This window comes from Sphingomonas naphthae, assembly GCF_028607085.1.
Classification (GTDB): domain Bacteria; phylum Pseudomonadota; class Alphaproteobacteria; order Sphingomonadales; family Sphingomonadaceae; genus Sphingomonas_Q; species Sphingomonas_Q naphthae.
In genome coordinates this window covers 3,180,766-3,203,263 of the sequence record NZ_CP117411.1, presented here as the reverse complement: position 1 = coordinate 3,203,263, position 22,498 = coordinate 3,180,766, and the positions used below count along the sequence as shown (strand labels likewise).

Sequence of the window (22,498 nt, the reverse complement as noted above, 5' to 3'; positions counted from 1 at the left end):
CCAGGGTTACAGAGCGTGGCGCCCGCGACCTTGCGTTCCTGCCTTCGCAGGAACATGTCGTTTAGGAATTACGCCCCATCCACCGGGATACCCGGCTGATCCTTCGACGTGCGAATCACCAGCGAGGTCTTCACGCTCACCACGTTAGGCGCGGGGGTGATCTTGGAGGTCAGGAAGGTCTGGAAGCTCTGGAGATCGTGGGCGACGATCTTCAGGATGAAATCGATCTCGCCATTGAGCATATGGCATTCGCGGATTTCGGGCTGCGCCGCGACATGATCCTGAAAAGCGCGCAGATCGTCCTCGGCCTGGCTCTTGAGGCTGACCATCGCGAACACGGTGATGCCATAGCCGAGCGCGGGGGCGGACAGGCGCGCGTGATAGCTCTCGATCGCGCCGGCTTCCTCCAGCGCGCGCACCCGGCGCAGGCAGGGCGGGGCGGTCAGGCCGGCGCGGCGGGCCAGCTCGACATTGGTCATGCGGCCGTCTTCCTGCAACGCCGCGAGAATCGTGCGGTCGATCTGATCGAGCGGAAGCGAACGGGCCACGGCATCATCCTTTCTGTGGATTGCCATTAGTTATAATTATCTGTCGCGGGCCTGCAATCCTCGGCTCGGTTGCAGTGCAAATAAATGCTTCTCCCCGATGCGCGCATGGCATATTTTGGGCGCTGCCCGGCCATGGGGGATGGCCGGCGGGAGACCTGCGACCCGTGCGTTACGACGATATGCTCGCGACTGTGCTCGCCCAGCCGCAGCGGGACGAAGGCGCGCGGCTGCGCGTCTGGCGCCAGATCGTCGATCTGCTGGCGCAGGGCCGCCATGGCGCCAGTCAGGCCACGATCGATCGCGCTTATGCCGTCGCCCGCCAGATCCGGCCCGAAATCCCGCTGCCGGTGCGCGCCTCGGCGGCGGCGGCCTGCATCACCGGCCGCGTCCCCGCCGCGCTGATCGCCTTCTTCGCCGAGGAGGATCCCGAGATCGCCGGGCCTCTGCTGTCGGCCGCGACGCTCGACGCCGACGAATGGCTGGCGATCCTGCCGATGCTCTCCACCTTCGCCAAGGGGCGGCTGCGGGCGCGCGAGGATCTGCCCGAGGCGCTGGCCTATGCGCTCGGCGTCGCGCTCGATCCGCAGGAAAGCGGCAGCCAGATCAGCGACCTGCTCACCCGCATCGAGGCGTTCCGCAAGCGCGCGCCCGATCCGGTGCCGGCGCCCGCCGCACCGGTCGCGCCGCCACGCCCGGCCGCGCCGTCGATCGCGGTGACGATCGACAGCTTCCGCTTCACCGTGGACGAGGCCGGCATCCTCACCCCGCGCGAGCCCGCCCCCGCCGGCATCCCGCGCATGTCGATCGCGGGTGTCGCCGAAACGCCGGATCATGGCGTGGATGGCCATGCGGCCGGGGCATGGCGCCGCCGCGCCGCCTTCAGCGAGGCGCGGCTGTCGATCGGCGGCACGGGGCCGGGCGCCGGCCCGTGGCGCATTTCCGCCGAACCCTGCTTCGCCGCCCCCGACGGGCGATTCGTCGGCTATGCCGGTGAGGCGCGCCGCCCCCGTGTCGAGGAAGCGGCCGATACCACGCTCCAGCCCGAGCCGCCGGTCGAGACCCCCGCCATTGCCCCGCCCGAACCCGCGCGGATCGCGCTGTTGATGGAGGCATTGCGCGGCCCGATCGACGCGATCGGCCTCCTCGCCCCCGGCGCGCCCATGGCGTCCGGCCGCGCGACGGTGGCGTTGCGCCTGCTCGGCGGCACCGGCGCGGAGACCGAGAGCGAGGTGCCCTATGACGACCGGCTCGACGCCGCCGCCATCCTCAGCCGCCTCCACGCCGCCTATCAGCCCGAGATGACCGAGCGCGGCGTGCGGCTGTCGTTCCGCATCGCCGCCGGCCTGCCGCCGATTGCCGCCGATCCCGGCGCGGTCGAGCGGATGTTCGCGCGATTGCTCGCCTCCACCCTCGGCATCGCCCGGCGCGGCGAATGCGTTGCCGCCCGCGTCGGGCTCGACCGGCGCGACGGCAGCCTGCTGTCGATCTCGCTGTCCCGCCCCGGCGCGCTGATGGGGCTGGACGAGCGCACCCTGCTCGGCCCCGCGCTCGATGCCGAGGGCGACTTTCCGGACGCGCCGCGCCTGGCGCTCAGCTTCGCGATCCGCCTCGTCCGCAATCTGGCGGGCGACGCCGGCGGCCGGCTCGATATCGCGCCCGACCGTTTCGTGCTGACCTTGCCGCTGGTCGATACCCGCGTCGCCGTGGAGCAGCAGGGCTGACCTTGCCAGCCGCGCGGGCCCTCCGCTATGGCCGCGCGGTCTTGGCGGGGCCTGTAGCTCAATGGTTAGAGCTGGCCGCTCATAACGGCTAGGTTGCGGGTTCGAGTCCTGCCGGGCCCACCAAGGCATGGGCTTTTATACCCGAAACGGGGGTGTCCCCCGGCGGCGGCCGCGATAAAGCGGCGGGCGGAGAGTGCCCGAAACCATGTCGTTCGAATTGTACCGCAGCGCCAACCTCCTCGTCCGCTGCGTGCCGGCGGAGGACCAGACCCGCTGGGTGGTCGGCTTCGACAATTACGATCCCGACGCCGGGCTCCACAGCGAGGGCTTCGGCGAGGCGTTCTGCGCCCGTCGCGGGATTTCCTATGTCGGGGTGATCGGTCGCGGCAACCATTGGTATCAATATGGCGATCTGCCCGATGCGCTCGCCGCCGTCGCCCGCGCGGTGCGCGGCGCGGCGCGGGTGATGACCTACGGCTCCAGCATGGGCGGCTATGCGGCGCTGCGCTGCGCCGATGCGGTGGGCGCCAGTGCGGTGCTGGCTTTGTCCCCGCAATATAGCAGCGATTCCGCCGTGGTGCCGTTCGAGGGGCGCTGGCGGCAAGAGGCGCAGGCGATCGACTGGCTGCCAGCGTTCGGCGGCCCGCTGCGCTGCGCCTGCCGCCCGGTCGTGGTGTATGATTCCAGCGCGGAGGACGGGCGGCACGTCGCGCTGATCGCGGCGGACACCGCGATCGATGCCGTGCCGCTGCCTTATGTCGGCCATCCGGCGGGCAGCTTCCTGATCTCGGTCGATCTGCTCGAACCGCTGGTCGGGGCGGTGCTGGACGGTCGTTTCGATCGGGCGGCGTTTCTGGCGAATGCCGATGCGCTCCGGCGGCAGGATCCGTTCTATCTGGTCGAGCTGGCCCGTCGCCAGCCGGTCTGGCGGCCGAGGCTGGGGCTGGCGCTCGCCCGCCTCGCCTTCGCGAAGCGGCCGCAGATGGATTATTTCCACCATGTGCTGGCGACCCGGCTCGATCTGGCCGGGCAGCGCGAGGAAGGGCTTGAGCGACATCGCGCGGCGGCCGAAATGTCGGGCGGGCTGATGTCCTATGCCTTGCCCTACAGCATGGCGCTTGCCCGATCGGGCGACATGGCCACCGCGATCGCCATCGCGCGGCGGATCGTTCTCCGCAATCCGGGCCATGCCCACCTCCACAATTGGCTCGCGGACCTGCTGCGGCTGGAGGGGAAATGGCGCGACGCGGCGGGGGAGGCGCGCACGGCGGCGACGCTCGCGCCGGCCAATCCCTTCTATCGCGACCGGGCCGCGCTCTACGATCCGCTGTCGGCGCGTGCCTGGTCGCGCGGGCTGCGCGAGACGTGGCGCCGCTGGCGATCGCGGCCGATCGAATGGGCATGAGCCCTGGAATGCGCGCTTTCCGGCCATCCGGGCGCCATCGCAACTTGTCCTGAGCGCCATAGCTTTCTACCGGGGTCACATCATGACCACCATTCGCCCCAAGCTCGGCCTCAAGCCGACGCCCGCCGATGCCGATCCGGTTCCGCTGCTGACCGATGCGATCGCCACGCGGCGCGCCATCGAAGCCGTCTACAATCGCGATACGATCCGGCTCGCGCCGCATGTCCTGTACCGGCGGGACGATACGCTCTTCCTCGATGGCGTGGTGATGCAGCGCAACGGCGCGCCCCCGCGTGAGGCCAAGCTGGGCGCCTTCCGCCTGACCGGCCTCACCCGGCTGCGGATGGCCCCCGACAGCTTCGCGCCGATCGCGACCTTCGATCCCGCCGAGGAACGCTATGGCGACAATGTCGTGGCGATCGTGACCCGCTGACGCGACCGGCCCCCTTTTTGGGGCGTGCCGGGCGGAAATATGTGGAGGCCCGACCGGGAATCGAACCCGGGTGCAAGGATTTGCAGTCCTCTGCGTCACCACTCCGCCATCGGGCCCCGATTCAGGAGGACCGGGCCAATGCGCGACTTTGATGCAGGCGTCAACGCCGCTTGGCGATTTCCGATGGCCCGGACGATTAAACCATAATGGATCGTCGTCGTTATGACTCGGCGAGGCGCTTGGACGCGGCCTCGTCAACTTGGGGCCGTCGGCGCGTCGCGCAGGCGGCCTCTTTGCGGTGCGCGTTTTCCTGTGTCCGCAATGCTCTAGGAGCCCCCCTATCTCCCCGCTATAGCGCGTCGGTTCGGTGCCTGCCCGGCCAACTCCATTTGGGGCTTGAGTCGGTGCGAGGTGTATTGTATCACTATGACAGTTGATAGAGGGGGCCGGCTGCCGTGACCGACCAGAATTTCGAGACGATGCGCCGCGCGATGGTGTCGAACCAGCTGCGCACCACCGCCGTCAACGATCCGCGCGTCGTCGATGCGATGGGCGCCGTCGCGCGCGAGAAGCATGTCCCGGCCGACAAGCTCGCCATCGCCTATGTCGATATCGCCCTGCCGCTCGGCAACGGCCGCGCGCTCAACCCGCCGATGGTGACCGGCCGGCTGCTGACCGAGGCGCGCGTCCGCAAGGGGGAGCGCGTCCTCGTCGTGGGGTCCGCGACCGGCTATGCCGCCGCGATCCTCGCCGAACTCGGCGCGCAGGTGACCGCGCTGGAGGAGGATGCCGGTCTGACCGCGCTCGCCGCCGCCGCCGATCTGGCCGCCAGCGTCGCCACCGTCGAAGGCCCGCTCGCCGAGGGCTGGGCCGCCGCCGGCCCCTACGACCTGATCCTCATCGATGGCGCGGTCGAGGCCGTGCCGCCGGCGCTGATCGCCCAGCTCGCCGATGGCGGCCGGATCGCCACCGGCCTCGTCGATGGCGGCGTCACCCGTCTGGCGATCGGCCGCAAGGAAGGCGCCGGCTTCGGCCTGCTGCCCTTCGCCGATGCCGAGGTGGTGCGCCTGCCCGGTTTCGCCGCCCCGCCCGGTTTCCGTTTCTAGCACGCTCCTCTTCTCAGGTCTGAACCCATGATCGGTCTGCCCCGTCTTGCCGTGCGCGTCGCGCTCGCCTCCACCGCCGCGCTCGCGCTGATGCCCGCCGCGCACGGGGAGACGCTGCGCGACGCGCTGGTGCAGACCTATCGCACCAACCCGGACCTGACCGGCCAGCGCGCCAGCCTGCGCGGCACGGACGAGGGGCTCGCCATCGCCAAGTCGGGCGCGCGGCCGATCCTGAACGGCACCGCCGGGCTCCAGCAGGATACCGATGATCTCGGCAGCTTCCGCAGCTCCGGCCGGTCGCTCACCGTCGGCGCGACCGCCTCGTTGCCGATCTATTCGGGCGGGCAGGTGCGCAACGGCATCCGCGCCGCTGACGCACGGGTCGATGCCGGCCGCGCCGATCTGCGCCAGACCGAGGGCAATATCTTCACCCAGGCGGTGAGCGCCTACATGGACGTGCTGCGGGATATCGCGGTGGTCGATCTCAACGCCGCCAACGTGCGCGTGCTCGATACCAATCTGGAGGCGACGCGCGATCGTTTCCAGGTGGGCGACCTCACCCGCACCGACGTCGCCCAGTCCGAGGCGCGGCTCGCCGGCGCCCGCGCGACGCTCGCCGCCTCGCAGGGCCGGCTGACGACCAGCCGCGAAACCTATCGCCGCGTCATCGGATCGTGGCCCGGCCCGCTCGATCAGCCGCCGCCGCTGCCGCCGCTGCCCGCCAACCCGGACGAGGCCGAGGAGGTGGCGCTCGGCAATGCCCCCGCGCTCGCCTCGATCCAGGCCAATGTGGAGGCGGCGCGGCGCGAGGTGAACGTCGCCCGGGGCACGCGCCTGCCCGTGCTGTCGGTCACGTCGAGCGCCAATTACGTCGATTATCTCAACTCGCGGAACCTCGGCACCGGCGTGCCGGCGGGGACGCGGGTGGACGACACCTTCTCCAGCGGCAGCGTCGGCCTGTCGATGCGGTTGCCGCTCTATCAGGGTGGCCTGGCCGGTGCGCGGGTGCGGCAGGCGCAGGCGTTCCAGCAGCAGGCGGTGGAACAAAGCGTCGGCGTCGAGCGCGCGGTGATATCCAGCGTGCGCGCGGCCTTCGCCAGCTATCGCGCGGCGGGCGAGACGATCCGCTCGAGCGAGGCCGCCGTCTCCGCCAACCGCCTCGCGCTGGAAGGCGTCCGCGCCGAGCAGACGGTCGGTTCGCGCCAGATCCTCGACGTGCTGAACGCCGAGCAGGAGTTGCTCAACAGCCAGGTCACGCTTGTGACGGCGCAACGCGACCAATATGTCGCGGGCTTCGCGCTGCTGAATGCGATGGGCCGTGCCGAGATGGCCGCGCTCAACCTGGAGGGCGGCGCGCTCTACGATCCGACGGTGAACTATCGCCGGGCGCGGCGGGCGATTTCGGACTGGGGCGAGACCCCGGTGCGCGGCCCGGAGGCGACCCGCACCACCGGCCCCACGCCGGTCGAACCGGCGCCGAACGCCAAGATGGATTACTCGGGCAGCGAAGGGCCGATGCCCGCGAAATCTTCGATCGTGACAGGCCCGAAAAACTAGGCGATACGAACGTCCATGGACAAGGGTAGCAACGAACCTTCCATGGACGATATTCTGGCGTCCATTCAGCGCATCATCACCGACGACGCGGTCGCCGGGCTCGGCGCCGCGCGCCGCAAGCCGGCCGCCGATCCGGTGCCGGCGGCCCCCGCGCGGCCGGCGCCGCCGCCCCCGCCGGAGGATGTCCTCGAACTGACCAGCCCGGTGCCGGAGCCGGCAGCGCCGCCGGTGCTGGAGGCGCCACTGGTGCTGACCCCGCCCGATCCCGTGCCCGATCCGGTCGAAACCAAGATCGAATGGCCGCCCGAGCCGGAGCCGGCCCCGGTCGAGACGCCCGTGGCGAAGGCCGCGCCGGAACCCGAACCCGTCTCGCCGATCCCGGCGCCGACGCTCGCCACCATCCCTGCCCCCACCCCCGCCATCGTGAGTGCCATGACGCAAAGCGAACCCGCGCCCGACACGCTCGTCTCCGACACCGCCTCCAAGGCCAGTCGGAGCGCACTCGACAGCCTCGCCACCCTCGTCGCCCCCAAGCCCGTCGAAGCGCGGACGCTGGAGGATGTGGTGTCCGATCTCTTGAAGCCGATGCTCAAGGACTGGCTCGACGAGAAGCTGCCCGAGATGGTCGAGCAGATGGTCGCCAAGGAAATCGCCCGCATCAGCGGCCGCGACGGCTTATTGGTCGAGCGGCACGAGCCACGCCGCCGCCGCGTCCGGGGTCACCTTGCCCGCATCCCGATCCACCATATAATTCGCCTGACGCATCCGATCGACCGGGATCGCGCCGATCAGCGGGCGGAGCGCATCGATGAAGCGGGCATCTCGCGCATAAGCGGGCGAGACCAGCAGCAGCGCGTCATAGGCCGGGAGCGCGCCCTTCGGGTCGTCCAGCACCACCAGCCGGTCGGCGGCGATGCGGCCGTCCGAGGAGAAGGCGGAGATCACGTCCGCCCGGCCGCTCGCCAGCGCGCGATACATGAAGGTGGGGTTGTAGGCCGCCGTCTCGCGGAAGCGCAGGCTATAGGCGTCGCGCACCGCCTGCCACTCCGGGCGGTTGAGGAATTCGAGATCGGCGCCCAGTGATAGCGAGGGGCTGCGCGGCGTGAGATCGGCGAGCGTCCTGATCCCGCCCTTCCGCGCGCCCTCGCCGGTCATCGCCAGCGCATAGGCATTCTCGAAGCCGAGCCGGCCGACGACGTTCACGCCCGACGTCCTGGCCGCCCACAGGCCGATCTGGCCGACCATCTCGGTGCGCGAGACCTTGCCGGTGCGGCCCATCACCCCGGTCCACAAGGTGCCCGAATAATCGACATAGACGTCCACATCGCCGGCCGCGAGCGCGCGCCAAGCGATCGCCGAGCCCAGCCCCTCGCGATAGCGCACCGTGAAGCCGGCGCGCTCCAGCCGCGCGCCTATCGCGCGGGCGAGGATATATTGCTCGGAGAAATTCTTGGCGCCGACCGTGACGATCGGGCGGGGGCCACCCGACGCCGGGATCGCCTCGGGCGCGAGCGGCGCGAGGGCGAGCGCGATGCCGGCCAGCAGGATCGCGCCGCCCGCCAGCGCGCGCCAGCGGGTCCGCAAGGCCAGCCCGCTCTCCACCAGCCCCAGCGCCAGATCGGTGACGATCGCCAGCCCGGCAGCCGCGACGCACCCCGCCAGCACCAGCGACCAATTCTCCGTCTGGAGCCCTGCGAAGATCGGATTGCCGAGGGTGGGCTGGCCGACCGTGGTGGCCAATGTCGCCGCGCCGATCGTCCACACGGCGGCGGTGCGGATGCCCGCCATCAGCACGGGCGCGGCGAGCGGCAGTTCGACGAGGCGCAGGCGCTGCCCCGCCGTCATCCCCATGCCGACCGCCGCCTGGATCACCGCGCGATCGATCCCCGCCAGCGCCGCCACGCCGTTCCGCAGGATCGGCAGCAACGCATAGAGCGTCAGCGCGCACAGCGCCGGCAGGAAGCCCAGCGCCGGAATCCGCCCACCCACCAGCGCCGACAGCGCCAGCAGCAAAGGATAGAAGAGCGCCAGCAGCGCCAGCCCCGGTATCGTCTGGATCAGCCCGGCCGCGCCCAGCAGCACCCGCCCCGCCACCGGCCGCCGCGCGGCGAGCAGCGCCAGCGGCAGGCCGATCAGGATCGCCAGCGCCACCGCCGCCGCCGACAGCAGCACATGCCCCGCCAGCAGCGGCCCCAGCCCCGAAAAGGCCGCGCTCACGCCGTCGCCCCGTCGCGCAGGGCGATCAGCCGCTCGACCTGCCCCAGCGGCACCTCCACCAGCGCGGTCGCGTGGCGCCCGGCCTTGCCGGCGAGGATGTCGGCGGGCGTCGCGTCCGCCACGATCATCCCCTTGCGCATCACCACCACCCGATCGGCCAGCAGCAGCGCCTCGGCCATGTCGTGCGTCACCATCAGCGTCGTCAGGCCGAGATCGTCGTGGAGCTTGCGGACGGCCTTGCCCAGCGCGTCGCGGGTGACGGGGTCGAGCGCGCCGAACGGCTCGTCCATCAGCAGCAGCTTGGCACCACCCGCCAGCGCGCGGGCCACGCCCACCCGCTGCGCCTCGCCGCCGGAAAGCTCGCCCGGCATCCGCCCGGCATAGTCCGCCGGCAGACCGACCAGATCGAGCAACGCCGCCACGTCGGCGGGCTCGCCGCCGGCGATGCGCGGGCCGATCGCGATATTCTCGGCCACGTCCATGTGCGGGAACAGCCCGATATTCTGAAAGACATAGCCGATCGAGCGGCGCAGCATCACCGGATCGCTTTTGCGCACGTCCCGCCCGCCGACCCGCACCGCGCCGCGCGTCGGATCGACCAGCCGGTTGATCGTCTTGAGCAGGGTCGACTTGCCCGAGCCCGACTGGCCGACGATCGCGGTGAAGCTGCCCGCCGCCGCCGTCATCGAGACGTCGCCCAAGGCGCGCGCCTCGCCATATTTCTTGACGACCCGGTCGATGACGACCGAGGGACCGCTCACTCCACGATCGCGTCGATGGCGTGGGCCAGCGCCACGTCGCGGGTGGAAAGCCCGCCGGCGTCATGAGTCGTCAGAACGATATCGACCCGGTTGTACACGTTGGACCATTCGGGGTGATGGTCGGCCTTTTCCGCCAGCATCGCGACATGCGTCATGAAGGCGAAGGCTTCCGCGAAATCGGCGAAGGCGAAATGGCGGACGATGGCGTCGCGCTTGCCTTCCACGCTCTCCCATTCGGGCAGGTCGGCCAGCGCGGCGGCGCGCTCGTCGGCGGTGAGCCGCTTGATCGGCATATCCTCTCCCTCGCTGGCCATCGTGGCCGGCGCCCTCTATGTCCCGAGCGATGGAGCCAGGTCAAACCTTCGCGCCCGATGCCGACCGGATCGAGGCGATCGCCCGCGCGACGATGGCGCGCCTGCCCGACGCGTTCCGCGCGCATCTCGGCGGCGTCGTGCTGCGGGTGGAGGAACTGGCCGAGGACGAGGTGCTGGATTCGCTGGGCATCGAGGATCCGTTCGCGCTGTCGGGTCTCTATCAGGGCCGGCCGGTGGGCGAGAAATCGAGCCTGGAAAGCGGCGCGCTGCCCGACATGATCTTCCTCTACCGCCGCGCCCTGATCGACGAATGGGCCGAGGGCGACGTGTCGCTGGAACAACTCGTCGCGCATGTGCTGATCCACGAGGTCGGCCATCATTTCGGCCTGTCGGACGCCGACATGCACGCGCTGGAAGACGCGGCCGGGTGATTGGCGGGTCGCTGGCGCTGTCGGGCGTCGCCTGCCTGCGTGGGCACCGGCTGCTGTTCGAGGGGCTCGATCTGGCGCTGGCGCCGGGCGAGGCGGCGCTGGTGACCGGGCCGAACGGGCGCGGCAAATCGAGCCTTCTCCGCATCATCGCAGGGCTGCTGCGTCCGGCGGCGGGCTATGTCGCGGTCGAAGGGCGCGTGGCCTTGGCGGCCGAGGCGGCGGGGCTGGACGAGCGGCTGCCCTTGGCACGCGCGCTCGGCTTCTGGGCGGGGATCGACGGGGCGGGCGCGGATAGCGTCGCGGCGGCCTGCGTGGCGATGGGCATCGGCCCGCTCGCGGTGGTGCCGGTGCGGCTGTTCTCGACCGGGCAGAGGAAGCGCGCGGTGCTGGCGCGGACGATCGCCAGCGGGGCGGGCGTGTGGTTGCTCGACGAGCCGGGCAACGGGCTCGACGGCGAGGGGCTGGCGCTGCTGGGCGCGGCGGTCGCGGCGCATCGGGCGGGCGGTGGCGTGGTGGTGGCGGCCAGCCATCAGCCGCTCGACCTGCCGGGCGCGACGGTGCTCGCCCTATGAGGCTTGTGGCCATCCTGCTCCGGCGCGAGCTGGCACGGGCCTATGCCGGCGGCGGGGCGGTGCTGCCGCTGATCTTCTTCCTGCTGGTGGCGACCTTGTTCCCCTTCGCGATCGGGCCGGATGCGCGGCTGCTGGCGAAGATCGGCGGCGGGGCCCTGTGGGTCGCGGCGCTGCTGGCGGCGCTGTTGCCGATCGACCGGCTGGTCGAACCCGATCTGGCCAGCGGCACGATCGACCAGCTCGCGGTACGCGGCGTGGCCGACGAGACGATCGCGGCGATCAAGATCCTCGGCCACTGGCTGGGCTTCGGCCCGCCGCTGATGCTGGCGGCGATCCCGGCGGCGGGGTTGCTGTCGCTCAATCAGGGCGCGCTGGTGGCGCTGGAGGCCGGGCTGCTGCTCGGCACGCCGGGGCTGGCGGCGCTGGCGGTGACGACGGCGGCGCTGACGGCGGGGCTGCGCGGCGCCGGGGCGCTGGCGGGGCTGCTGCTGCTGCCGCTGGCGGTGCCGCTGCTGATCTTCGGGGCGGGGGCGCTGGCGGACGATGGGTTGGGGGCGCTGCGGTTGCTGGCGGCGGCGAGCCTGGTGCTGCTGGCGGCGGGGCCGTTCGCCGCCGGCGCGGCGATGCGGGCGGCGCGGGAGTGAGCAGAGTGTCGCCCCGGCCTGCGCCGGGGCGACGCTTCATTGTTCAATCCCGCACCCACCTTGCGAAGATCGCGGTCGGCAGCAGCAGCCCGCGCGCTTCCTCGCGCACCGCCATCTCGCCCACCTCGACCCGTCCGCCCAGTTCGGCGGTCGCCTGGCGCAGCAATTCGCCGATCGCCAGCGCGGACATGCGGACGGCGTAGACCGTCAGCACCAGGAATTTCGATTTCGCGTCGAGCAAATTGCGGCAGTGGGTGATGAGGCCGGGAAGATGCTCCTCCAGCCGCCACACCTCGCCATCGGGGCCGCGCCCGAATTTGGGGGGATCGAGCATGATCCCGTCGTAGCGGCGGCCGCGCCGAACCTCGCGCGCGGCGAACTTCACCGCGTCGTCCACCATCCAGCGGATTGGGCGATCGGCCATGTCGGCCAGAAAGGCATTGGCCTTGCCGGCATCGACCGACTTCTTCGACGCATCGACATGGGTGACCCGCGCGCCCTTCGCAGCCAGCGCGAGGCTGCCGACGCCGGTATAGCCGAACAGGTTGAGCATATCGTCGCCCTCGGCGGTGCGGTCGCGCATCCACGACCATTGCGGCGCCATGTCGGGGAAGAAGGCGAGGTGGCGGAAGGGGGTGTTCTGGGCGAGGAAGCGCACGTCCTCCCACTTCATGTGCCAGCCGCCGCGCGGCACTTCGCGGCTGAGCTGCCACTTGCCGCCGCCGTCCTCGTCCGACGCGGCGATGAAGTCGCCGTCGGCCTCCCAGTTCGCCGTGGCGGGCGCCCACATCGCCTGCGGCTCGGGGCGGATGAAGCGGAAGCCGGCATAGCGTTCCAGCTTCCGGCCGTGGCCCGAATCGACGAGGCCGTAATCGTCCCACGGTTCGGTCACGAGGGTGAGGAGATCGTTCATGGCGCGGCAGGTGGCATAAAGGGCAGGGTGTAGGACAGCCCTAAAATCCTCCCCTGTAAGGGGAGGTGGCACGCGAAGCGTGACGGAGGGGTGTCACGCTATCGAGGGCGGGTCACCCCTCCACCAGCCTGCGGCTGGTCCCCCTCCCCTTGCAGGGGAGGATTTCAGGCCGCCGCCTTCAGCTTTCCACCCACCGTCGCCAGCGCCTCGCCGCCGGCCAGCGCCGCCGCGCCCGCCGCGCGCGCCGCCTCCACCGTCACCGCCTCGATCTGGGCGACCGTTTCCGCCACCGGCACGATGCGGCCGTGGATCTGGAGCTGGCGGGCGAAATGGTCGCAGCGGGCCGCCACGCCCTCGAGGCCCATCAGCAGGCTCGCCTTGGCCTGCGCGCGGGCACGGGCGAGTTCGGCTTCGGTGAGGCTCTCGGCGGTCTCGGCCATCACCCGGCGGGCCAGCGTCAGCGCCTCGCCCGCCTGCGCCTGCGCGGCCGCGCAATAGAGGCCGAGCACGCCGACATCGGCATAAGGCTGGGCATAGGCATAGATCGAATAGGCCAGTCCACGCGCCTCGCGCACCTCCTGAAACAGCCGCGAGGACATGCCGCCGCCGGCCGCGCTGGCGAACAGCGACAAAGCGGCATGGGCCGGGTCGGTCTGCGACGTGCCCGGCCACGCCAGCGCGAGATGCAGCTGATCGAAGCGGCGACGATCGTGGTGGACGCCGCCCGCGAAGCTGGCCGACGGCGCGGTGGGGGCGGAGCCCGCCGCCAGATCGCCGAAGCGCGCCTCGACCTGTTTCAGGAAACGATCGGGATCGATCTTTCCGGCGGCCGCGACCACCATGTCGGCGGGGCGATATTGCGTCTCGGTCCAGCGGTGGAGCGCCGCCTTGTCGATCGCGGCGATGCTGGCCTCGTTGCCCAGCACCGGCGCGCCGAGCGGCTGGCCGGGGAAGCAGGCGGCCTGCAAATGATCGAAGATGATGTCGTCGGGCGTGTCGCGCGCCTCGCCCAGTTCGGCCAGCACCACGCCCTTCTCGCGCTCCAGCTCGTCCGCGTCGAAGCGCGGCGCGCGGACGAGATCGGCGATCAGGTCCAGGCCGAGCGTCAGATCGTCCGCCAGCAGGCGGGCGTGATAGACGGTATGGTCGCGCGCGGTCCAAGCGTTGAGCGAGCCGCCGACATCCTCGATATCCTCGGCGATGGCGCGGGCGTCGCGGGCGCCGGCGCCCTTGAACACCATATGCTCGACCATGTGGGCGAGGCCTTCCAGCCCCGCCGGTTCCGAGCGCGCGCCGACATTGGCGTAGATGCCGGTCGCCAGCGTCTCGACCCCCGCCATCGGCTCGACCGCGACGGTGAGCCCGTTGGACAGGCGATGGACCTGCGGCGTCACGCCGGCTCCGCCACGCGGGCGGGCGTACCGTGGGCGACGATATGCTCTTGAATCGCGCCGAGCGTCGCCGGCAGCGTCGCGTAGCGCTCCTCGCGCTCGAACAGGCCGGAGATGCGCGCGGGCAGGCCGGGGCGCTGGCCGGTCGCGCGCTCGACTGCGTCGCGGAACTTGGCCGGGTGGGCGGTGGCGAGCGTCACCACCGGCACGTCGGCCGGCAGATCGGCCGCGCGCGCCGCCGAGAGGCCGATCGCGCTGTGCGGATCGATGATCTGGCCGGTTTCCTGAAAGCCCCAGCGCATCGCCAGCGCCATTTCGTCGGGATCGACGCGGGCGGAGACGAACAGCCCGGCGGCCTCGGCGCGCTGCGCCTCGCTCAGGGTCATGCGCCTGTCCGCCTCGAACCCGGCCATCGCCGCCGACAGCGCGGCGCCGTCGCGGCCGTGCAGATCGAACAGCAGCCGCTCGAAATTGGAGGACACCTGAATGTCCATCGAGGGGGCGGCGGTGGGCGTGACCGTGCCGGTCGAATAGTCGCCCGCCGAAAGCGCGCGGTGGAGGATATCGTTGACGTTGGTGGCGACGATCAGTTTCGCGACCGGCAGGCCCATCTTCGCGGCGGCATAGCCCGCGAACACATCCCCGAAATTACCGGTCGGCACCGAGAAGGCGACCGCGCGATCGGGCGCGCCGAGGCGGACGGCGGCGTAGAAATAATAGACGAGCTGGGCCATCAGCCGCGCCCAGTTGATCGAATTGACCGCGCCGAGGCGATAGCGGCCGGCGAAATCCGTGTCGGCGAAGGCGGCCTTCACGATCGCCTGCGCATCGTCGAAGCTGCCGTCGATCGCGATATTGTGGATGTTGGGCGCCAGCACGGTCGTCATCTGGCGGCGCTGCACATCCGACACGCGGCCGGCCGGGTGGAGCATGAACACATCGACCTTGGCGCGGCCCGCCAGCGCGTCGATCGCCGCCGATCCGGTGTCGCCGCTGGTCGCGCCGATGATCGTGAGGTGGGTATCGCGGCTCGACAGGAAGCGCTCGAACAGCAGGCCGAGCAGCTGGAGCGCGACATCCTTGAAGGCGAGCGTCGGCCCGTGGAACAGCTCCAACAGGAAATGGCGCTGGTCGAGCTGCACCAATGGCGTGACGGCGGCATGGGCGAAGCGGCCGTAGGCGGCGGCGCACAGGGCGCGCAGCCCCGCCTCGTCGATCGCGTCCGCCACGAACGGCTTCATCACCGCGACGGCGGTGTCGACGTAGGACAGGCCCTTGAGCGCGGCGATCTGGTCCGAGGTGAAGACCGGCCAGGATTCGGGCAGATACAGCCCCCCATCCGACGCGAGGCCGGCGAGAGTGACATCTTCGAAGCCGAGCGCGGCGGCCGCGCCTCTGGTGCTGACATAGCGCATATCGGTCGCGCGCTTAGCGGCAGGGGGCCAAAGACTCCAGACAAACCTTGTCCGGGCGGATCCGGCGCCGAAAATGGCGCGCCGCCACGGCCGCTATGCCGCTGAATCACGCGCCTTCCCTTTTGCCCCGCCCGGCGCTAAGGCGGCGCGAATTTTTTCGGACAGCATGAAGATCGAGGGCGCGAAGGTTTGGCCAAGGAAGAATTTCTGGAATTGCGCGGGCAGGTGATCGAACTGCTGCCCAACGCCACGTTCCGCGTCCGGCTGGAGAATGACCATGTCATCCTCGGCCACACGGCGGGCAAGATGCGCAAGAACCGCATCCGCGTGCTCGTGGGTGACGAAGTGCTGGTCGAGCTGACCCCGTACGACCTGACCAAGGGTCGCATCACCTATCGCTTCAAGTAAGGCCGGCCGGGCCGCGATGCCTGAGCCCCGCCTGATCCTCGCCTCCGCCAGCCCCCGCCGGGTCGAGCTGCTCGCGCGGATCGGCGTGACGGCGGCCGCGATCGACCCCGCCGACATCGACGAAGGCGCGCGCGCCGCCGAGGCGCCGCCCGCTTACGCCCGCCGCATCGCCGCTGCCAAGGCCGCCACCGTCGCCGCGCGCCACCCGGACGCGCTGGTGCTGGCCGCCGACACGGTGGTCGCCGCCGGCCGCCGCATCCTGCCCAAGGCCGAGGACGAGGCGACGGCGCGGGAATGCCTCGGCCTGCTCTCCGGCCGGCGGCATCGCGTGCTGAGCGCGGTGACGCTGATCCTGCCCGACGGCGCGGCGCGCCATCGCCTGTCCACCACGATCGTCGCCTTCAAGCCGCTGACCGCCGCCGAGATCGACGCCTATGTCGCGGGCGGCGAGTGGCAGGGCAAGGCGGGCGGCTATGCCATCCAGGGCCATGCCGAGGCGTGGGTGCGGATGCTGGCGGGGAGCCATTCGGGCGTCGTCGGCCTGCCGCTGTTCGAGACGCGGGCACTGCTCGTGTCGGCCGGATATCCGCTTGTCTGAGGGGGCTCCCCATGGCTGAGTGGATTTACGAAGCGGGCATCGGCGAGGCCCGCGCCGCGCTGGTGGATGGCGGCGACATTCTGGAAGTGCTGATCGAGCGCGCGGGCGCCGGCGTGCGGGCCGGGGCGGTGCTGCCCGTCCGCCTGCGCCGCCGCGCGGACGCGACCGGGCGCGGGCTGGTCGAGCTGCCCGATGGCGGCGAGGCCTTGCTCGATACGGTGCCGCCGGCCACGCCCGAGGGCGCCACGATCCATGCCGAAGTGGCGCGCGAGGCGATCCCCGAGGGGCGTGCGATGAAACCGGCCCGGCTGCGCGCGACCGAGGCGAGCTTGCGCGAAGCGCCCGCACTGGCCGAGCGGATCGCGGCGGGCGGGCATCGTGTCGTCACGCTGGCCGGGCACCAGCCCGATGCGCTGGAGGCAGCGGGCTGGTCCGAGGCGCTGGGCGAGGCGGCGAGCGGGATCGTCGCGCGCGACGCGGCCCGGCTCCAGATTTCGCTGACCCCGGCGATGACCTTGATCGACGTGGACGGGACGCGCGCGCCGGCCGAGCTGGCGGTGATCGGCGCGCGGATGAGCGGGGCGGCGATCCGCCGCTTCGATATCGGCGGGTCGATCGGCATCGATCTGCCGACCCTGGCCGGCAAGGCCGAGCGGCAGGCCGCCGCCGCCGCGCTGGATGCCGCGCTGCCGCCGCCGTTCGAGCGCACCGCCTTCAACGGCTTCGGCTTCCTCCAGATCGTGCGGCGGCGCCTGCGCCCGTCGATCCCCGAACTGATGCAGCACGATCCCGCGCTCGCCGCCGCGCTCGCCCTGCTGCGCCGGGCGGAGCGCGAGCCGGGGGCGGGCGCGCGGACGCTGGTGGCGGCGCCCGCCGTCGTCGCGAAGCTGGCACCCGCCTGGATCGAGGAACTGCGCCGTCGCGTCGGTGCGGGCATCGCCTTGCGGGCGGAGGCGGCGCTCGCCATATCCGCCGGCCATGTCCATGTCGAACATCAAGCCTGAACGCGCCCGTCGCGGCAGCGGCTGCCCCACCTGCGGCAAGCCCTCCGCCGCCGCGCACATCCCCTTTTGCAGCCAGGGCTGCCGCGATCGCGATCTGCTGCAATGGCTGTCCGACGGGCATCGCATCCCCGGCCCGCCGGTGGACGAGGAGGATCGCGATTCGGGCGATTGAGGCCTCGTCTTTTGGGGCTGGACAGGCAACCCGCCCCGCCCCTATAGGCCCCGCTCCGCCAGCAATGGCGTGAGCCCGGGTAGCTCAGTTGGTAGAGCACGTGACTGAAAATCACGGTGTCGGCGGTTCGATCCCGTCCCCGGGCACCACAATCGGACAGCGATACGATACCCTCTGGTCGAAGCTGTGCGAAGGACTGGTCCGGATCGGAGGCCAGACCTGTCTCGTTGCGTGGCTCCTTCTCGTCTCCGACCTTGATCGAAGCGCGAACTGGCAATCTCCTGACTTGCTACGCTAGGCTGCGATCGGCTTGCGCGGCCTCGGGCGCCGATCGCCGCCGTAATCGGAACTGGATGGGTGATGAAAGTCTACGACTGTTTCATGGTCTTCAACGAGATCGATCTTCTCGAAATTCGGCTGAACGAACTTGATCCGGTCATCGATGTCTTTGTGATCGTCGAATCCAATACGACGTTCCAGGGGGACGCCAAGCCGCTCCATTTTCAGGATAACAAGGAGCGGTTTGCCCGTTTTCTGCCGAAGATCAGGCATTTCGTGTTCGACGGGCGCTACGATGCGGAAACGCCATGGCAGCGAGAGTTCGGCCAACGCAACGCCCTCTCGCGGGGATTTGAAGATGCGGCAGATGCCGACATCATCATAATTTCCGACGTTGACGAAATCGTGCGTGCCGACGTGGTGAAGAGGATCCAGCCGGTCGAGCAAATCACGTTTCTGCAGATGGAAACCTACATTTTCTATCTGAACTGGGTGAGCGATGTCGTGTGGAACATGGCCTATGCGGCTCCGGCGCAATATATACGCCGCTACGTCCCCGATCTGAACGCTCCACGGTTCGAGCGGCAGACTCTCCTGAGCGACGATGATCCCGAACGACGCGCCGATGTCATGGGTCATGCGGGATGGCATCTCAGTTGGCTGGGGGGCTCCGAAAAGATCCTTCTGAAGATGAATTCCTTCTCCCATGTCGAGCCGGAAGCAAGGGTCAATGTCGATCCCGTCAAGATATTGCGGTCTCTCGAAAAACGGTCGTTCTTCGGTATCCACCAACTGAGCGTGACTTCGCTTGACCGCCTGCCCAGGGCTGTTCGCGAGAATGCGGATTATCTGCGTGCCAATGGCTTCATTTTCGACGAGCCGACGGCTGGGTCGAGCTAATTGCAACCAGCCTCCGAGCCGAGGCACCGAAACGCCGATCTGGTGACGGGCTGGTCTGCATGCCCCATTACCAGATTCAGCAAAGTTTCAAATCGCAACCTTGTGCATTTCCATTAGTGTGCTAACTAATGGAAATGACTCGGGCGGATCTCGAACGGACACTGGCGCGGCGGTTGAACCCCGTGTCGCGCGCGTGGCAGCAGGTGGCCGATCTGGCGCTGGCGCGGCTGGGCGTGTCGCATTCGACCGGCTGGTGCCTCGTCCACCTCGATCGCATGGGGCAGGGTGCGCGGCAGAGCGATCTGGCGCGCGAAATCGGCGTGACCGAGCCGTCGCTCGTCCGCACGCTGCACCAGCTGGAAGCGACCGGCATGGTCGAGCGGCGGACCGATCCCGAGGATCGCCGCGCCAACCACCTCGTGCTGACCGCGCAGGGGCATGAACTGGCGGCGGGCATCGAGGCGGCGTTCGTGGCGCTGCGGGCGGAATTGCTCGCCGACGTGCCCTCCACCGATATCGAGGCGACGCTCCGCCTGTGCGACGCGGTGACGCAGCGGATCGCCGATCGCCGCATCCAGCCATGACCGATCGTTTTGGCTGGGCGCCCGCCCTTTTCTCCCTGAAATGCTTCGTGGCGGCCATGCTGGCGCTGTTCGTGGCGCTCAGCATCGGGCTGGAGCGGCCCTATTGGGCGTTCCTGACCTCCTATATCGTCGCGCAGCCGCTGGCGGGCGCGGTGATCTCCAAGGCGGTCTATCGCGTGATCGGCACGATCGTCGGCGGGGCGATGGCGGTGCTGATGGTGCCGCCGCTCGTCAATTCGCCCGAACTGCTCACCCTGGCGATGGCCTCGTGGCTGGGGCTGTGCGTGTTCGTCTCGCTGCTCGATCGCACCCCGCGCGCCTATATGTTCGTGCTGGCGGGCTATAGCGCCTGCCTGATCGTATTCCCCAGCGTCGAGACGCCGGACCAGATCTTCACCGTGGCCGTGCTGCGCGCGCAGGAGATCATCATCGGCATCGCCTGTGGCAGCCTGGTCCACAGCCTGATCCTGCCGGGCAGTGTGACCGACCTGCTGTTCGCGCGCGTCGCCACGATCCTGCGCGATGCCGAACGCTGGTCGCGCGATTCGCTGGGCGAGGTGCCGGCGCCCACCATCGCGCCGGAGCGGCAGCGGCTGGCGCAGGACGTGCTGGAGCTGCATCAGCTTTCCAGCCACCTGCCGTTCGACATTTCGCGCCTGTCGCCGCGCGTGCAGACGGTGCGCGCGTTGCAGGATCAGCTCGCCCTGTTGCTGCCGCTGGGCGCGGCGGTCGACGATCGGCTGGCCACCTTGCGTCAGGAAGGGCCGCTACCGGCGGAACTGGCGGCGCTGATCGTCGACGTCCGCGACTGGCTGGGCGATCCGGGTGACGATGCGGAGGTGCGCCATGCCGCTGCCGAGGCGCTGCGCGCGCGCTGCACGGCGCTGGAGCCGGATACGACGGCGATGGGCTGGCGCGCCATGCTGCGCCTCAGCCTGCTCGCGCGCCTGTCGCGCCTGATCGCCGCGCACCGCGACTGCCGCGACCTGAAGGATCAGATGCTGAGCCACAGCCGCCGCCCGGTGACGCCGCGCGTCGCGACCCTGCTGGAAGGCCAGCGCGGCCGGCCGTTGCATCGCGATTATGCTGGCGCGCTGCGCGGGGCGATCGGCGCCTTCATCACGATCGTCGTCGGCTGCGCACTGTGGATCGGCAGCGGATCGGCGGAGTTTTCGACCTCGGTGATGCTGGCCGGCGTGTTCCTCGCGCTCTTTTCGGCCACCGACGATCCGGTGCTGCCGCTCAAGGGCTTCATGATCGGCACCGGCATCGCGACGCTGGTCGGCCTGCTCTATGGCTTCGTGATCCTGCCCCGGATCGACGGTTTTCCGATGCTGGCGGCGGCGATGGCGCCAATGCTGCTGATCGGCGGCACGATGATGGCGATGCCGCGCACCAATCTGATAGCGCTGGCGGCGATGCTGGGGCTCGGCAGCCCGGCCTTGCTGGCGGATCGCTATCTCGACGAATTCGCCATCTTCACCAATGCCGCGATCGCGCAGCTGGTGGGCGTGTGGTTCGCGATCGTGATGGCGGGGCTGCTGGGCTCGGCCGGAGCGGAGGGCGCGATCCGCCGCATCATCCGCGCCGGCTGGGCCGATATCGCCGCGCGCAGCAACGTGATGGCGGCGCCCGATCTGCAAGGCTGGATCAACCGGATGCTCGACCGGCTGGCGCTGCTCGCACCGCGCCTCGCCGCGCGCGGGCGGGATAGCGGGCGGCCGATCTACGACGCGTTGCGCGACATGCGGTCGGGCGTGGCGATCGGCGAGCTGCGCCAGCTCCGCCTCGATCTGCCGCCCGCCGATCGCGCGCCGGTGACGCATCTGCTGGAGGATGTCGGGGCTTATTATGGCGGGCTCGATCCCGATGCGCCGAAGCCCGCGCCGATCGGCCTGCTCGCGCATATCGACGCGGCGATGGCGCGGCTGGCCGGCCATCCCGATGCGGGCGCGCGCCGCACCGGCCTGCTCGCGCTGCTCAGCCTGCGCCGAAATCTGTTCCCAAGCGCAGCCGCCTATCGGAGCATCGCGGCATGATCGGCGAAGTCTCGATCGGTGGCGTCTTCGTGCCGACCCTGCTGTTGCTCGGCATCGCCGCCGCGCTGCTGACGGCGGTGGTGGTGCGGCTGTTCGCCGCCTTCGGCCTCTATCGCTTCGTCGCCTATCGGGCGCTCGTCGATCTGTGCCTGTTCGTCCTGATCCTGGGCCTGCTGGCCTTTCTGCTTCCCCTCTTTGGTATCACCCCATGAAGAAACTGATCCCCCTTCTCACCCGCAGCGCCGCGACCATCCTGATCGTCGCGGTGGCGCTCGCCGTCGCGATCTGGATGTGGACCCACTATGAGCGCAGCCCGTGGACGCGCGACGGGCGGGTGCGCGCCGATGTGGTGCGCGTGACGCCGGATATCGGCGGGCTGGTGACGGCGGTGGCGATCCACGACAATCAGAACGTCCGCGCGGGCGATCTGCTGTTCGTGATCGATCGACCGCGCTACCGGCTGGCGCTGGAGCAGGCCGACGCGCAGATCGCCAGCGCGCGCGCCACGCTCGGGCAGGCGCAGCGCGAGGCGCGGCGAGATCTGGCGCTGGGCGATCTGGTCGCGGCCGAGGCGCACGAGCAGAATGTCGCGCGGGTCGCGACGGCTGAGGCCGCGCTGGCGCAGGCGATGGTGGCGCGCGACGCCGCCCGGCTCAATTTGCGGCGGACGGAGGTGAAGGCCTCGGTCAACGGGGTCGTCACCAATCTCGATCTGCATCCGGGCGATTATGTCGGCGCGGGGACGCAGGCGATGGCGCTGATCGACCGCGACAGCCTCAGGGTCGAGGGCTATTTCGAGGAAACCAAGCTGCCGCGCATCCGGATCGGCGCGCCGGTGTTGATCCGGCTGATGGGCGAGGCGCAGGACGTGCGCGGGCGGGTCGAGAGCATCGCCTCCGGTATCAACGACTCCAGCCGCAGCGATTCGGGCAATCTGCTGCCCACGGTGGAGCCGACCTTCTCGTGGGTGCGGCTGGCGCAACGCATTCCGGTGCGGGTGAAACTGTTGCAGGTGCCGCGCGACATCCGCCTGATCGCGGGCCGCACCGCGACCGTCACGATCGAGCCGGTGAAGGGCTGAGGGCG

Annotated in this window: 24 protein-coding genes, 3 tRNA genes and 1 pseudogene; 20 read left to right on the top strand and 8 right to left on the bottom strand. The window is 70.2% G+C overall.

What is annotated here, in order from left to right; all coding sequences use genetic code 11:
* Positions 1–68: 68 nt before the first annotated feature.
* Positions 69–479 (bottom strand): Lrp/AsnC family transcriptional regulator, encoded by a 411-nt coding sequence (locus PQ455_RS15505; RefSeq protein ID WP_273691400.1) that lies wholly within the window; start codon positions 477–479, stop codon positions 69–71.
* A 233-nt stretch (positions 480–712) separates the two neighbouring features.
* Here PQ455_RS15505 and PQ455_RS15500 point away from each other — a divergent pair, with 233 nt between their 5' ends.
* From PQ455_RS15500 to PQ455_RS15485, 4 genes are all read left to right on the top strand, one after another.
* Positions 713–2,269 carry a sensor histidine kinase gene (locus PQ455_RS15500; protein WP_273686995.1) on the top strand — a complete coding sequence of 519 codons (1,557 nt, stop codon included), beginning with the start codon at positions 713–715 and terminating at the stop codon, positions 2,267–2,269.
* Positions 2,270–2,316: 47 nt separating this feature from the next.
* A tRNA-Ile gene (locus tag PQ455_RS15495) sits at positions 2,317–2,392 on the top strand.
* Positions 2,393–2,474: 82 nt separating this feature from the next.
* On the top strand, positions 2,475–3,674 hold the full coding sequence (locus tag PQ455_RS15490) for a tetratricopeptide repeat protein (protein WP_273686994.1): 1,200 nt from the start codon (positions 2,475–2,477) through the stop codon (positions 3,672–3,674).
* Between the two features lie 82 nt (positions 3,675–3,756).
* A complete protein-coding gene (locus tag PQ455_RS15485) occupies positions 3,757–4,107 on the top strand; it encodes a hypothetical protein (protein WP_273686993.1) in 351 nt (116 codons plus the stop codon).
* Between the two features lie 42 nt (positions 4,108–4,149).
* On the opposite strand, the gene PQ455_RS15480 is transcribed toward PQ455_RS15485, so the two are convergent.
* Positions 4,150–4,223, bottom strand: a tRNA-Cys gene (locus PQ455_RS15480).
* A 339-nt stretch (positions 4,224–4,562) separates the two neighbouring features.
* On the opposite strand from PQ455_RS15480, the gene PQ455_RS15475 reads away from it, so the two are divergent.
* The 3 genes and pseudogenes from PQ455_RS15475 to PQ455_RS21010 form a co-directional block, all read left to right on the top strand.
* Entirely contained in the window at positions 4,563–5,213 is a 651-nt protein-coding gene (locus tag PQ455_RS15475) for a protein-L-isoaspartate O-methyltransferase family protein (protein ID WP_273686992.1), read from the top strand.
* Positions 5,214–5,240: 27 nt separating this feature from the next.
* Complete coding sequence (locus tag PQ455_RS15470; RefSeq protein ID WP_273686991.1) at positions 5,241–6,770, top strand: TolC family outer membrane protein; 1,530 nt, start codon at positions 5,241–5,243, stop codon at positions 6,768–6,770.
* 15 nt (positions 6,771–6,785) lie between these two features.
* A pseudogene (locus PQ455_RS21010) lies at positions 6,786–7,373 on the top strand (DUF2497 domain-containing protein); the annotation flags it as partial.
* Positions 7,374–7,445: 72 nt separating this feature from the next.
* Here the strand turns inward: PQ455_RS21010 and PQ455_RS15460 are convergent.
* Genes PQ455_RS15460 through PQ455_RS15450 form a run of 3 tightly spaced genes read right to left on the bottom strand, consistent with a single transcriptional unit; the run spans position 7,446 to position 10,041 of the window.
* Positions 7,446–8,987, bottom strand: a complete 1,542-nt coding sequence (locus PQ455_RS15460) for an ABC transporter permease/substrate-binding protein (RefSeq protein WP_273686990.1) — start codon at positions 8,985–8,987, stop codon at positions 7,446–7,448.
* The gene (locus PQ455_RS15455; protein WP_273686989.1) at positions 8,984–9,748 is read right to left on the bottom strand and encodes an ATP-binding cassette domain-containing protein; all 765 of its coding nucleotides are present in this window, start codon (positions 9,746–9,748) and stop codon (positions 8,984–8,986) included. Before PQ455_RS15455 ends, PQ455_RS15460 begins: the two co-directional genes overlap by 4 nt.
* A complete protein-coding gene (locus tag PQ455_RS15450) occupies positions 9,745–10,041 on the bottom strand; it encodes a 4a-hydroxytetrahydrobiopterin dehydratase (protein ID WP_273691398.1) in 297 nt (98 codons plus the stop codon). Before PQ455_RS15450 ends, PQ455_RS15455 begins: the two co-directional genes overlap by 4 nt.
* A 50-nt stretch (positions 10,042–10,091) precedes the next feature.
* On the opposite strand from PQ455_RS15450, the gene PQ455_RS15445 reads away from it, so the two are divergent.
* Genes PQ455_RS15445 through PQ455_RS15435 form a run of 3 tightly spaced genes read left to right on the top strand, consistent with a single transcriptional unit; the run spans position 10,092 to position 11,709 of the window.
* On the top strand, positions 10,092–10,493 hold the full coding sequence (locus tag PQ455_RS15445) for a metallopeptidase family protein (protein WP_273686988.1): 402 nt from the start codon (positions 10,092–10,094) through the stop codon (positions 10,491–10,493).
* Positions 10,490–11,065 (top strand): heme ABC exporter ATP-binding protein CcmA, encoded by a 576-nt coding sequence (gene ccmA, locus PQ455_RS15440; RefSeq protein ID WP_273686987.1) that lies wholly within the window; start codon positions 10,490–10,492, stop codon positions 11,063–11,065. Before PQ455_RS15445 ends, ccmA begins: the two co-directional genes overlap by 4 nt.
* Complete coding sequence (locus PQ455_RS15435; protein WP_273686986.1) at positions 11,062–11,709, top strand: heme exporter protein CcmB; 648 nt, start codon at positions 11,062–11,064, stop codon at positions 11,707–11,709. The genes ccmA and PQ455_RS15435 overlap by 4 nt, the downstream gene beginning before the upstream one ends.
* 43 nt (positions 11,710–11,752) lie before the next feature.
* Here the strand turns inward: PQ455_RS15435 and PQ455_RS15430 are convergent, their stop codons facing one another.
* The 3 genes from PQ455_RS15430 to thrC form a co-directional block, all read right to left on the bottom strand.
* Entirely contained in the window at positions 11,753–12,622 is an 870-nt protein-coding gene (locus tag PQ455_RS15430) for a class I SAM-dependent methyltransferase (RefSeq protein WP_273686985.1), read from the bottom strand.
* A 164-nt stretch (positions 12,623–12,786) separates the two neighbouring features.
* Positions 12,787–14,016 (bottom strand): M16 family metallopeptidase, encoded by a 1,230-nt coding sequence (locus PQ455_RS15425; RefSeq protein ID WP_273686984.1) that lies wholly within the window; start codon positions 14,014–14,016, stop codon positions 12,787–12,789.
* Positions 14,013–15,428, bottom strand: a complete 1,416-nt coding sequence (gene thrC, locus PQ455_RS15420) for a threonine synthase (RefSeq protein ID WP_273686983.1) — start codon at positions 15,426–15,428, stop codon at positions 14,013–14,015. The genes PQ455_RS15425 and thrC overlap by 4 nt, the downstream gene beginning before the upstream one ends.
* Before the next feature lie 189 nt (positions 15,429–15,617).
* Between thrC and infA the strand changes: the two genes are divergently transcribed.
* From infA to PQ455_RS15370, 10 genes are all read left to right on the top strand, one after another.
* Entirely contained in the window at positions 15,618–15,836 is a 219-nt protein-coding gene (infA, locus tag PQ455_RS15415) for a translation initiation factor IF-1 (RefSeq protein ID WP_273686982.1), read from the top strand.
* A 16-nt stretch (positions 15,837–15,852) separates the two neighbouring features.
* Positions 15,853–16,434, top strand: a complete 582-nt coding sequence (locus PQ455_RS15410) for a Maf family protein (protein WP_273686981.1) — start codon at positions 15,853–15,855, stop codon at positions 16,432–16,434.
* 11 nt (positions 16,435–16,445) lie between these two features.
* Positions 16,446–17,438: a ribonuclease gene (locus PQ455_RS15405; RefSeq protein ID WP_273686980.1), complete on the top strand. Its 993-nt coding sequence runs from the start codon at positions 16,446–16,448 to the stop codon at positions 17,436–17,438.
* Positions 17,419–17,610: a DNA gyrase inhibitor YacG gene (yacG, locus tag PQ455_RS15400; RefSeq protein WP_273686979.1), complete on the top strand. Its 192-nt coding sequence runs from the start codon at positions 17,419–17,421 to the stop codon at positions 17,608–17,610. Before PQ455_RS15405 ends, yacG begins: the two co-directional genes overlap by 20 nt.
* A gap of 73 nt (positions 17,611–17,683) precedes the next feature.
* Positions 17,684–17,759, top strand: a tRNA-Phe gene (locus PQ455_RS15395).
* Positions 17,760–17,970: 211 nt separating this feature from the next.
* The gene (locus PQ455_RS15390; RefSeq protein ID WP_273686978.1) at positions 17,971–18,789 is read left to right on the top strand and encodes a glycosyltransferase family 17 protein; all 819 of its coding nucleotides are present in this window, start codon (positions 17,971–17,973) and stop codon (positions 18,787–18,789) included.
* Between the two features lie 134 nt (positions 18,790–18,923).
* Positions 18,924–19,373 carry a MarR family winged helix-turn-helix transcriptional regulator gene (locus tag PQ455_RS15385; protein WP_273686977.1) on the top strand — a complete coding sequence of 150 codons (450 nt, stop codon included), beginning with the start codon at positions 18,924–18,926 and terminating at the stop codon, positions 19,371–19,373.
* Positions 19,370–21,412 (top strand): FUSC family protein, encoded by a 2,043-nt coding sequence (locus PQ455_RS15380; RefSeq protein ID WP_273686976.1) that lies wholly within the window; start codon positions 19,370–19,372, stop codon positions 21,410–21,412. Before PQ455_RS15385 ends, PQ455_RS15380 begins: the two co-directional genes overlap by 4 nt.
* The gene (locus PQ455_RS15375) at positions 21,409–21,624 is read left to right on the top strand and encodes a DUF1656 domain-containing protein (protein ID WP_273686975.1); all 216 of its coding nucleotides are present in this window, start codon (positions 21,409–21,411) and stop codon (positions 21,622–21,624) included. Before PQ455_RS15380 ends, PQ455_RS15375 begins: the two co-directional genes overlap by 4 nt.
* On the top strand, positions 21,621–22,493 hold the full coding sequence (locus PQ455_RS15370; protein WP_273686974.1) for an efflux RND transporter periplasmic adaptor subunit: 873 nt from the start codon (positions 21,621–21,623) through the stop codon (positions 22,491–22,493). The genes PQ455_RS15375 and PQ455_RS15370 overlap by 4 nt, the downstream gene beginning before the upstream one ends.
* Positions 22,494–22,498 lie beyond the last annotated feature (5 nt).

Bases quoted from the DNA above. Each gene is read 5' to 3' on its own strand.
- PQ455_RS15505 (WP_273691400.1), bottom strand. From the start codon at position 479: ATGACCAATGTCGAGCTGGCCCGCCGCGCCGGCCTGACCGCCCCGCCC.
- PQ455_RS15490 (WP_273686994.1), top strand. From the start codon at position 2,475: ATGTCGTTCGAATTGTACCGCAGCGCCAACCTCCTCGTCCGCTGCGTG.
- PQ455_RS15485 (WP_273686993.1), top strand. From the start codon at position 3,757: ATGACCACCATTCGCCCCAAGCTCGGCCTCAAGCCGACGCCCGCCGAT.
- PQ455_RS15470 (WP_273686991.1), top strand. From the start codon at position 5,241: ATGATCGGTCTGCCCCGTCTTGCCGTGCGCGTCGCGCTCGCCTCCACC.
- PQ455_RS15450 (WP_273691398.1), bottom strand. From the start codon at position 10,041: ATGCCGATCAAGCGGCTCACCGCCGACGAGCGCGCCGCCGCGCTGGCC.
- PQ455_RS15445 (WP_273686988.1), top strand. From the start codon at position 10,092: ATGGAGCCAGGTCAAACCTTCGCGCCCGATGCCGACCGGATCGAGGCG.
- PQ455_RS15435 (WP_273686986.1), top strand. From the start codon at position 11,062: ATGAGGCTTGTGGCCATCCTGCTCCGGCGCGAGCTGGCACGGGCCTAT.
- PQ455_RS15430 (WP_273686985.1), bottom strand. From the start codon at position 12,622: ATGAACGATCTCCTCACCCTCGTGACCGAACCGTGGGACGATTACGGC.
- thrC (WP_273686983.1), bottom strand. From the start codon at position 15,428: ATGCGCTATGTCAGCACCAGAGGCGCGGCCGCCGCGCTCGGCTTCGAA.
- PQ455_RS15410 (WP_273686981.1), top strand. From the start codon at position 15,853: ATGCCTGAGCCCCGCCTGATCCTCGCCTCCGCCAGCCCCCGCCGGGTC.
- PQ455_RS15405 (WP_273686980.1), top strand. From the start codon at position 16,446: ATGGCTGAGTGGATTTACGAAGCGGGCATCGGCGAGGCCCGCGCCGCG.
- yacG (WP_273686979.1), top strand. From the start codon at position 17,419: ATGTCGAACATCAAGCCTGAACGCGCCCGTCGCGGCAGCGGCTGCCCC.
- PQ455_RS15390 (WP_273686978.1), top strand. From the start codon at position 17,971: ATGAAAGTCTACGACTGTTTCATGGTCTTCAACGAGATCGATCTTCTC.
- PQ455_RS15385 (WP_273686977.1), top strand. From the start codon at position 18,924: ATGACTCGGGCGGATCTCGAACGGACACTGGCGCGGCGGTTGAACCCC.
- PQ455_RS15380 (WP_273686976.1), top strand. From the start codon at position 19,370: ATGACCGATCGTTTTGGCTGGGCGCCCGCCCTTTTCTCCCTGAAATGC.
- PQ455_RS15375 (WP_273686975.1), top strand. From the start codon at position 21,409: ATGATCGGCGAAGTCTCGATCGGTGGCGTCTTCGTGCCGACCCTGCTG.
- PQ455_RS15370 (WP_273686974.1), top strand. From the start codon at position 21,621: ATGAAGAAACTGATCCCCCTTCTCACCCGCAGCGCCGCGACCATCCTG.